Source organism: Nostoc sp. UIC 10630 (assembly GCF_010747425.1).
In the GTDB taxonomy this organism is placed as follows: domain Bacteria; phylum Cyanobacteriota; class Cyanobacteriia; order Cyanobacteriales; family Nostocaceae; genus Nostoc.
Genome location: NZ_JAAGOG010000266.1, coordinates 1 through 9133, shown reverse-complemented (window position 1 = coordinate 9133; position 9133 = coordinate 1). Strand labels below are relative to the sequence as shown.

Sequence of the window (9133 nt, the reverse complement as noted above, 5' to 3'; positions counted from 1 at the left end):
GATGCAGCATCACACAGTTCATCAATCCAAGCACCATCAATTCTGATGTACTCAGGATAATTAGCTGCGATCGCTTGAAGAACTTTCATCGCACCCGGATTAATCACCGACTGCACCGACTCTTCATCGATGTCAGCAATATCGGGATTGGGAATACCAGTCGGTGAAGGTGATTGTTGTGCTGCTGGTTCTGGGAGCGTAACCAGACCTTGCAACTGATATTCAGCTATCCACCGGGGGCGCTCTTGCACTGGTAGCCGATTCACATAGTCAGCAACTCTGCGTTTGGCTGCGATCGCAGTCGTAACATAATCATAAACAGCCTCACCTTGTAAATGCTGTTTGAGTGCTTTTAAGTCAGCTTCTAGCAAAGACTGGTAAACTTTTTCCTTACTTTCGCTGATTTGGGCGGATACCCCAAATAAGCCAGCACTGACTGTTCCAGCACCAAGTAGCATCCCGGTTGTTATTCGGTCAGTATTTAAGAAAAAAGGAGCAGACAGACATAACACTGCACTCGCTCCTAAAGAACATAAAATACTCCGTTCTGCATGAATGACGCTACTGGCAGTTAGACGTTGTAATTCAAATGGCATAAACTTATCTCACCCCCAAGGCAACACCGGCTGCAACTAAAGTCAAGAAGACAAACAGGAATATTACTCCAGGCATTAACCCAATGGTGAAAGTTTTGCGGTTGAAACCGAATCCTTTAACGACTAAGCCAGCAAAGTTGAATAACCCCAGAACTATGCAGCAGATGGAGATTATGCCAATAAACCAAAGAATGTACTTACTAACGGGGCTGGCAACGGATAAATAACCCATAAACATTGATAGCCCAACCCCACACACTGCATATCCTATATGAGAGAGCTTGATTTGCATAACCTAAAATCTGAATGAATCACCCACTTCATCAAACGCTTTCTCATATCCCCCCAACTGGCGCTGCTGTTCCTGGGAACCAAAGGCATGACGGATCACTGCCTCCCCATGTAATCCCCTGGTTCGCTGCAAATCTTCCTCAACCTTCATGGCTTCTTGGGAATATGCTAATTGGTTTTTATACATCTCTGCCAAGGATTGCAACTGCTTGAGCCTGTGCCGGGAAAATTTAGTGTGCAACCACTTCTGTGCTTTTAGAGTGCCAGCCACTTCTGCTTCATCAAGAACCTGCTTTGCTGTAGTGTAAGCTGGCAATGTGTAGCGATCGCGGATTGATGAAGGTAAATTACCCTCAATTTGGGTAGCATCCCCAACCCTTAAATCTGTTGATACCACTCCATCACCTTTACCGCCGAATAAACCAGGAAGCCATTTACCTAACATTGCTATAACTCTCCTGAACTTGTTGAACTTGTGAGCCGATATATCGGGTTATGCCATATATCCCCATGAATGAAAACATCAATACTGTTATTGCTGCGATCGCAGTTTGAGCCATCATTCCCCGTTGCATCAATTCCTCAATCTGTCTATTGGAATGCGATCGCGCCTTTGACTCATCAATAATTTGCTGGACGACTAGGAATTCTTCTGTTGTCAGGTTTTCTAGTGTTAAGCCGGACAGACTCAACTCTCCGTCCTTCTTCAGGTGAATATTTAATTGTTTGTGACGAGTCTGCTCTTGTTGCTCCATATATTGCCACGCCCAAAACAAGGGTCAATAGCAGCAGATTGAGTACTGCTGCTACCAAGATGAATTTATTCGGTCGCATCTGCATTGCTAGCAGAGAGATAGAGCGATGTAATCTCCTGACCGAACCGAAAAAAGGCTTCTGGTTCTCCCTGGAATTCTTTGGCGAACTGTGCTACTTCCGCTAGATACTCGTTAGACACATTAGCTAAAGTCTCGATTGTTTCAACTGCCTCCTTGTGGGCAAACTCGCGTGTCCCTTGGGTAATTGCAGAATTAAATGACTGTATTTCTGCTAACGACTGCTTGGCCTGATTGGCAAGTGAAGTTTTATAATCACTCATGCTCTGTTGAGCTTTATTGGTTTTGGCAGTACGTTTGGTAGTTTTAGCTGTTTTACCATTGCTAGAAACAATTAAATTACTAGCTTTTTTGAGTGCCACAAGTTCGTCAGAGATGGCAATAATTTCTGCCTCAGTAATTGCATCGGGATCTACGCTTTTCTTTTGCAAGTACAAGCGTAGTTCTTCAGAACTCATTTCGATTCCATTAGCAATGAGAAGTTCTTGTAAATCGTTCATGAAGTGGCTCCTATTGATTTAGGTTGACGAAATTTGAATTTAGTTTGAGAAGCAATTTTTTTGACCCATTGCTGAATTTCAAATTCGGTGTAAATCTTATCTACAGAAAATGGCACTCCAATTTCTTGACCCCATCTGTAAATTGTCGGTTTTGATGGTCGCGGTTCTAGTCTTTGTAATGCTTCAAAGAGTTGAGCGCCGTTGCATGACAATTGTGGCAAGTTTGAACAAATAAATTCGTAGCGTTGAACATCTGATAATCGAATGGTGCGATTGGGATTTAAAAGCTTTAGTTGAGCATAAGCTCTTACCAGCAGAATTACCCCAGCTTTGGCACTGGTGGTATCAGATATTTCTAATCGACGAAGAATTCTTGGCCAAGTGTAATCACTAACTTGACCAACAATTTTTTCATATTCGTTCCTCAGAATTGTTCCTGCCATAGAAACAGCCGTAACATCTTTGCAATTCTAGATTAGCATAAATACCTCATCTATAACCCTATACATAAGGTATTGTGTTGAAGAAATTCTCGGCAAAAACATAGAACTATAGGGGTAAAGTTAGGTAAGCGTTATTGTCGAGGAGAAAATGCCTAAGAAAACTACACCAAAAATGGTTCAGACCGCAGTTTCTATTCCAGAGCCGTTGTATGAAGCAGCAAAACGGATTCAAGCAATGGAGGGCTGGAATGAGTCAGAAATGCATCGCGTCTTTTGGGAAAAAGGATTTGCGCTTCACCTTCAAGGAACTCTTGCCCGTTACCAGTTGGGTTTGATTCCTGAAGCACAAAGTACGACGGATTCAGAGAGTGCAGGGGATAGGGTATAGGGAATCCACGTTTTAAGACGTGAGATTTGAATTGAGGACGCAATGTAAGCCGCGTAAAATGTAACACTATTGATAATAGTGTTACATCTGTCTTTTTGCGGTAGTTCCGTCGGTGCTTTTAATGCCAGCTTTGACGCTGATATCTAGAGTTGCTGTTCTTGCCGGACAGAACACACACCCAAAGCAGGAAATTGCACCGAAAGGAGAAATTACCATGACCTTTCCAATGACACCCATTATTACCGCCTTTGAACGGTCGCCTGATGGTGGCAAGGGGCTAGCGGGTGACATGCGCGTTCGCTGGGCGCTCGAAGAAGTGGGTCAACCTTACAACGTTCGTCTTGTTTCGTTCAGTGAGATGAAGCAACCCGCGCACCGTGCGCTTCATCCTTTCGGGCAAATTCCAACCTATGAAGAAGGTGATCTCGCCCTGTTCGAGTCGGGGGCGATCGTGTTCCATATCGCAAAGCGCCATACAGGGCTGTTGCCAGACGATGCCAATAGTCGAGCGCGAGCGATCGCATGGATGTTTGCCGCACTTAACACGATGGAGCCGCCAATCGTTGATTGGGAAATGGCCACGTACTTAGAGCGCGATCAGCCTTGGTACGAGCAGCGCCTGCGTGTCGTCGAAGGTCTTAGAGATGCCGACTGGCTCGATGGTGCATTCAGCGCAGGCGACCTGATGATGGTGGAAGTGCTTCTCAGGTTGAAAGAATCGGGTATGCTCAACGACTATCCGAATCTCTCTACCTATGTCACCCGTGGCGAAACGCGGCCCGCCTTCAAGCGTGCTTTCGCCGAGCAATTAGCGGTTTTCACGCGTCAGCAACCGACTGGCTGACTAGCGCAAAAAATAGATTTGACAGTCTTGACTAAGCTGTATGATCTCCTGCTAATACCAGTTGTCCTGTTCGTGGCAGCTGTGTCATGTACAATTGCATCCATCAGGGGTTGAGCAGAGATACAAGTAATTTTAGGCAAGATGGTCTGAAAAAGCTTCTCCCATATAGCTTTCACCATTTTTAATAGTTCCGCCTGAATTGAGCCGGGAAAAAATTTGCCCAAGCATCATCTTTAGATAATAGGGAACAGTGTTTTCAGTCTCCCAGCGATGAGCCAATTCCAGATGCTGAATAATTTCGTAACTGACGATAGCATGATACAAAGCAGCCAAAGGCTGTGTTGTTTGAAATATAGAAGTTAGTTGTTTCATTGGCAAGTACACTGTCCAAGGCTCCAAATAAGCATCCCGTAGACGCGCTTGTACATTTACTACATTAGGAAGTTTTTGTGCAATATCAAACAGAAAGAATCCTGCATCGAAAAACGGATGAGAAACTGCACTATCAGACCAATCGAAATAAATATTGCTTTGTTGCGCGTCAATCACATTTTGACAATAAAAATCTCCATGTACTAAGGTTTGAGGTACACCACAAGTTTCCAAAACTTCACACCATGACAGCAGTTGAGGTATGAGAGTGCGTAACTTCTCCAAGTCTAACTGTTCGAGAAATGAATCATTCTGGGGGAGCAGTAACGCAGCATCATCTGCAAATAACGGTTCTATTCTTTGAGCAAGCTGATTGATTCGTCGGTCAGGAAAACCAACATCTAGTAACTGATCAACCTGATTCGCCATCTGAACTTGAATTTCAGCATATCGCCGTAGTGCTACCTCCCATCGAGAAACATCAACCGCTTGACCCAAATGCTGACCCTCAAACTCTCTCATCAACATCCATTGTTGTTCTGTATTTACAGCGATTAGTTTAGGCAAGTAATCGGGATAAAGTTGAGACAGAAAATCAGTGAAGGTAGCTTCTGTGCCAAAAATCCCATACGCAGCCTTCAAATAAAGTGTTCCATCTGTTGTTCTGACACGCAACAAACAAGAGCGAGTTTGAGATTTAACTTGCTCAATCGGAGTAGTTGCACTCAAACTTAAAGTCTCAAGTTGCCGATTAATCCAAATTGACGCTCTATCAAACCAGCCCAATTTTGCCCAAGGTACGCGCATTTCTGGAATAGAATTACTTTGAATTTCAGCAAACCAGGAATTAAGAATCTGATAAAGCTTGGGAATTACAATTAAGCGGTCTAACTCATTCGACTTCACCCAATGAGCATGTGTAGGTAGTATCCAATCCAAAGAATGATTTTCCATTGCATACACCCTGCACCCAGTATTTGTATCTGAATAGTAGTCCTCATAAAAACAGCGCAGAGTCGTAACATTTAATCCAAGTTGATCATTCATGGTTTTATTGATGTGACTTACCATGCCGAAATGATGCTCATAAGGCACAAAACTTGGTAATGACCAGCCATCCTCTCCAGCCAGCAGCAACACCTGTAACTCAGTGGGATGGGGAATGATGCAGTAGTAGTCAAAATGGACATTCGGGTAGTGAACAACAGCTACTTGGCTCATAACTTGGTACTCCTCTTTTATCAATTCACAGCAATGACATAAGAGAAGCCTTATAACTCCATATAGAAATGCTCCGTCCAATCCTTGCAAGGGACAGATACAATTTCTCTAGCATTTATTTCGTTCTAAAGGGAGTTACAAGGCGTTGCTAACGAATAAACATAAGTACCAAATTCCCAAAATTTAGCGATTGCTCAATTGTAGAGCCTTTTACTAAAATTCTAGAATATCTTGAAGCCCAATACTGCTCGGTATTTACGCTTATCAAATATCATGGTCAATCTGTTATTTTTCCCTAAATCTCAGCATTGACCAAAACGTGGTCAGTTCTGTTGAACTGACCGCTTTTTTTCACCATCTAGTTTAAACTCCAGTAAAAAGCAAGCAGACCATGAGACTCTGCTCGACCTCAAACACGTTAGTATCAAGGCTTTGGGACACGCGGATGATTTCGATGAGGCTCAAAACCATAGTAATGCCGTGAAAATAACTGTCTCATGATCTGCTCAATCCCTTGCCCTGACTGATTCCGCGCCTCTATGAGAAAGAAAATTCATTTTTTTGAATTTTGCAGAAAACCCCGGTTTTTGGCTCTTTTACTTAAAGTGGGTTTTTCCATTTGTCCTGTGGTCATTTTTGAAGTCTGACCCTGTTTGACTAGCACCGAACGCAAGTACTGCCGACAAGCTGCTTCTCCCCGACAAATCAGAATCCGCAGCGCCTGTATTTCCTGTATTGGAGAAATACAAATTTCAGCGATCGCGGCAATCAGATTCTGTTGCTTCTGCACATAATCTTGATGCTGCTGCTCTAACACAGCAATTTTGGAGTTCAACTGTTGTATCTCTCGCAATGCTCGTGTCAAGGATGATTCTTTGTTTTGAGAGCGATTATCTAAAGTTAATGTCATTTTATTTACTCCTCTAAAGATTTTTTAAATGTTTGCCAATCGGGGCATTTATCACCTTGCCGGCCTTTGGGATGAACAGCGCAATTGAAAAGTACACCGTTGTAAACAACCCCGTGGAAATGCTTGCAACCTCGGCAGGGAGTGGGAACAGCTCTAGGTTTTAGCGATTCTTCAAATTGCGCTGCCTCAATCCGACTACCGATAAACATGGTTAATCCAGTTCCCATCATGCTGAAACACAAAGCCAACCTAGCGCTTATATTGGGATGATTTGCTTTTGCTTGCCACAGAAATACAATGCCACTGACAACAGTGGAAAGTGCGAAAGTGGTAATAGCAGATTTAAGAATCAATTGCTTTGTGTTCATATTGATTAGAGCGAGTTTTGGAAATATCATGTACTGAACCGAAATCAATGAGGGCTTAATTTGACTCAGTTAGTTGCTTGGTGCTGGCGAACTTCTCATGATCTGAGCAAGTATCACCTTCTACCCCATGTGGATGAATCGCACAAACGAACTTTACTTTCCCATATTCAATACCATGAAAATTCCGGCATCCTTTGCAAGCCTTTGGTTTCGCTTTGAGTCTTTCCTCTAAAGTTATGTCGATTTGTTCTTCAATTTAAGTTTTCAACAGACGATCTAGAGCTATTGTTTGCAATCCAACTCCCCCTAGCATCAGAGACAAGCCATAAATCCAACTTTTTGCACCCTCTTCCGCAATTGCTCCTTTAACACCGATAATGATGCCGATCGCCATTGCCGTTGCTCCTGATGCTGCGACAAAAACATTTAAATATTTAAGCTTTGACATTGGTTTTTCTCTCTATTGTCGAACAAAATAAAATTCTGTACAACTGAACGATTTGACTTGCTTCTTTATATGAAAATCATCGGCATTTCGGCGGTTCATGCTTCGTAATAAAGCCCCAAAGTCGTAAATCGTTACTGTTGCATTGAGTTTTGATTTGGTTAACTTGATTTCCATCGTTGTTTATCTCCCTAAAATTTATCCCGTTGAATACTGAAACTTGCTCCGACTAAAGAACTTCCTAAGAAAGCGGAAAAACTGACCAGCATTGCACCCAAGCAGATATTTTTCTGTTGCTCCCAACCAGAGATAATTATGTTGGGTTCAGCATTTATTTCAATAATCTCCAGTCCCCAAGAAGCCATTGCTCCTACTCCCGCAAATCCGGTAAAAAGTAAAGATACAATTGCAGTTGTTTCTATGGTGCGATCAAGAATAATTCTGGGGTTGAATCTTTTTCGAGTCCGGCGTAGAACTAATTTATTACGGCTATTTGAAGGTAAAGATGATTGATGAGTTACTTTCTGGGTTTTCATTTTGCTTCGTCTAACTCCACAAAAAATCCTGCACCTGTATTTGTCACTTTTACCAGCTTGCGATTAACTAATGTTTGTATGACACAGAGACTAAACCTGATAGCAAATAATCGTGCGCTACCACCACAACTACGGAGGTATTGTAGGCATAGTGAGGACTGGTCAGTAGAGGTGGGGTAAGTTGATTTTCTTGGCATAATATTGGCTATAACTCTATGATTTCTAAATGATGTGCATTGAAAAAAATCCTTGACTTGGCGGCATATCTGGGAAATGAACTTTCCTTTAGAGGATCTCACGGACTTGAATTTATGGAAGTAGCAGATATCTGATAAAATTCATTCATGTTTGATAACACCTGCAAATTTATTGCTGAGATGTATTCTCCTGATTTCGCTACTTGGTTGTTAGGAGAACCTATTACTTTGACTAAATTAAGTCCTACAGAATTGTCTTTAGAACCTATTCGTGCTGATGCCTTAATATTGCTGCAATCGGATGAAGTTGTTCTCCACATTGAATTTCAGACCAAACCTGATGACGATATGCCGTTTAGGATGGCTGATTATCGTTTAAGGGTGTATCGCGGTTTTCCCAAGAAGCGAATGCACCAAGTCGTAATTTACTTAGATAAAACTGAATCGGAGAAGGTGTATCAAACTACTTTTATTGCTGGAAGTTTACAACATGAATTTTCAGTGATTCGTTTGTGGGAGCAACCGCCAGAGATCTTTTTGGCAGCACCAGGATTACTGCCGTTTGCGGTTTTGAGTGCTACTGAGAACAAAGTTGCTACATTACAACAGTCATCTGCGGCTGTTGACAAAATTGCTGACAGGCGGAAACAAAGTAATATTGCTGCTGCCTCTGCAATTCTGGCTGGGTTAGTATTAGAACAAGAAGTGATTAGACGTTTATTTAGGAAGGACATAATGCGCGAGTCTGTGATTTACCAACAAATTAAAACCGAAGGTGAAGAAGAAGGGAGTGATAAAAAAGCCCGTCAAATTGCTGTCAATATGCTGGCAGAGGGAATGACTGTTGATGCGATCGCTCGGATTACTGGTTTATCAGTAGAAGCAGTGCAACAATTACAGAAGGGAGAATCTGAGAATCAAAAGTAATTTTGCGACTATTCTTATACTGAATCGGCTCACCGAAGGTTGTATTTTAAGTCCCCATTTTTTTACTTTACTCAGTGACAGTGCGGGTTGTTGACAACAATGCCCATGTTTTTTGTAGCTGCTTGTAATTATCCCAATTCCTGGGATTATAAGGTGATGACATTGACTCTTCAAAGTTCCAGTTTTGAGAATTGGTGTCGAAAAACTCAATGGCTGCATCAAAACCACACTGCAAAAATCTGGTGTATGATTCTTCCGAGCA

Annotated in this window: 15 protein-coding genes and 2 pseudogenes; 3 read left to right on the top strand and 14 right to left on the bottom strand. The window is 42.3% G+C overall.

Annotation, left to right across the window (positions count from 1 at the left end; genetic code table 11):
• The 6 genes and pseudogenes from G1O98_RS34255 to G1O98_RS34230 all read right to left on the bottom strand — a co-directional run.
• Window positions 1-596 (bottom strand): annotated as a pseudogene (locus G1O98_RS34255) (hypothetical protein); the annotation flags it as partial.
• Window positions 597-600: 4 nt separating this feature from the next.
• A complete protein-coding gene (locus G1O98_RS34250; protein WP_163938114.1) occupies window positions 601-888 on the bottom strand; it encodes a hypothetical protein in 288 nt (95 codons plus the stop codon).
• A gap of 3 nt (window positions 889-891) precedes the next feature.
• On the bottom strand, window positions 892-1332 hold the full coding sequence (locus G1O98_RS34245; RefSeq protein WP_163938111.1) for a hypothetical protein: 441 nt from the start codon (window positions 1330-1332) through the stop codon (window positions 892-894).
• Window positions 1322-1642, bottom strand: a complete 321-nt coding sequence (locus G1O98_RS34240) for a hypothetical protein (protein ID WP_163938109.1) — start codon at window positions 1640-1642, stop codon at window positions 1322-1324. Before G1O98_RS34240 ends, G1O98_RS34245 begins: the two co-directional genes overlap by 11 nt.
• A gap of 65 nt (window positions 1643-1707) precedes the next feature.
• Window positions 1708-2220 carry a hypothetical protein gene (locus G1O98_RS34235; protein WP_163938105.1) on the bottom strand — a complete coding sequence of 171 codons (513 nt, stop codon included), beginning with the start codon at window positions 2218-2220 and terminating at the stop codon, window positions 1708-1710.
• Window positions 2217-2663, bottom strand: a complete 447-nt coding sequence (locus tag G1O98_RS34230) for a hypothetical protein (RefSeq protein WP_012413178.1) — start codon at window positions 2661-2663, stop codon at window positions 2217-2219. Before G1O98_RS34230 ends, G1O98_RS34235 begins: the two co-directional genes overlap by 4 nt.
• A 148-nt stretch (window positions 2664-2811) precedes the next feature.
• Between G1O98_RS34230 and G1O98_RS34225 the strand changes: the two genes are divergently transcribed.
• Entirely contained in the window at window positions 2812-3051 is a 240-nt protein-coding gene (locus G1O98_RS34225; protein ID WP_163938101.1) for a hypothetical protein, read from the top strand.
• Window positions 3052-3132: 81 nt separating this feature from the next.
• Here G1O98_RS34225 and G1O98_RS40975 read toward each other — a convergent pair whose 3' ends face one another.
• Window positions 3133-3267 carry a hypothetical protein gene (locus G1O98_RS40975; RefSeq protein ID WP_275941818.1) on the bottom strand — a complete coding sequence of 45 codons (135 nt, stop codon included), beginning with the start codon at window positions 3265-3267 and terminating at the stop codon, window positions 3133-3135.
• Between G1O98_RS40975 and G1O98_RS34220 the strand changes: the two genes are divergently transcribed.
• Entirely contained in the window at window positions 3266-3895 is a 630-nt protein-coding gene (locus G1O98_RS34220; RefSeq protein ID WP_202985845.1) for a glutathione S-transferase family protein, read from the top strand. The genes G1O98_RS40975 and G1O98_RS34220 overlap by 2 nt on opposite strands.
• Before the next feature lie 132 nt (window positions 3896-4027).
• Here the strand turns inward: G1O98_RS34220 and G1O98_RS34215 are convergent, their stop codons facing one another.
• The 6 genes from G1O98_RS34215 to G1O98_RS34190 form a co-directional block, all read right to left on the bottom strand.
• A complete protein-coding gene (locus G1O98_RS34215) occupies window positions 4028-5488 on the bottom strand; it encodes an aminoglycoside phosphotransferase family protein (protein WP_163938098.1) in 1461 nt (486 codons plus the stop codon).
• Window positions 5489-6041: 553 nt separating this feature from the next.
• A complete protein-coding gene (locus tag G1O98_RS34210; protein WP_163938095.1) occupies window positions 6042-6398 on the bottom strand; it encodes a hypothetical protein in 357 nt (118 codons plus the stop codon).
• Between the two features lie 5 nt (window positions 6399-6403).
• Window positions 6404-6766, bottom strand: a complete 363-nt coding sequence (locus G1O98_RS34205; protein WP_163938091.1) for a hypothetical protein — start codon at window positions 6764-6766, stop codon at window positions 6404-6406.
• Between the two features lie 256 nt (window positions 6767-7022).
• Window positions 7023-7214, bottom strand: coding sequence for a hypothetical protein (locus tag G1O98_RS34200; protein ID WP_163938088.1), 192 nt, complete (start codon window positions 7212-7214; stop codon window positions 7023-7025).
• A gap of 188 nt (window positions 7215-7402) precedes the next feature.
• The gene (locus tag G1O98_RS34195) at window positions 7403-7747 is read right to left on the bottom strand and encodes a hypothetical protein (protein WP_163938083.1); all 345 of its coding nucleotides are present in this window, start codon (window positions 7745-7747) and stop codon (window positions 7403-7405) included.
• A complete protein-coding gene (locus tag G1O98_RS34190) occupies window positions 7744-7944 on the bottom strand; it encodes a hypothetical protein (RefSeq protein WP_163938080.1) in 201 nt (66 codons plus the stop codon). Before G1O98_RS34190 ends, G1O98_RS34195 begins: the two co-directional genes overlap by 4 nt.
• Window positions 7945-8091: 147 nt before the next feature.
• On the opposite strand from G1O98_RS34190, the gene G1O98_RS34185 reads away from it, so the two are divergent.
• Window positions 8092-8871: an Rpn family recombination-promoting nuclease/putative transposase gene (locus tag G1O98_RS34185; protein WP_163938077.1), complete on the top strand. Its 780-nt coding sequence runs from the start codon at window positions 8092-8094 to the stop codon at window positions 8869-8871.
• Between the two features lie 67 nt (window positions 8872-8938).
• Here G1O98_RS34185 and G1O98_RS34180 read toward each other — a convergent pair.
• Window positions 8939-9133, bottom strand: a pseudogene (locus tag G1O98_RS34180) (hypothetical protein); the annotation flags it as partial.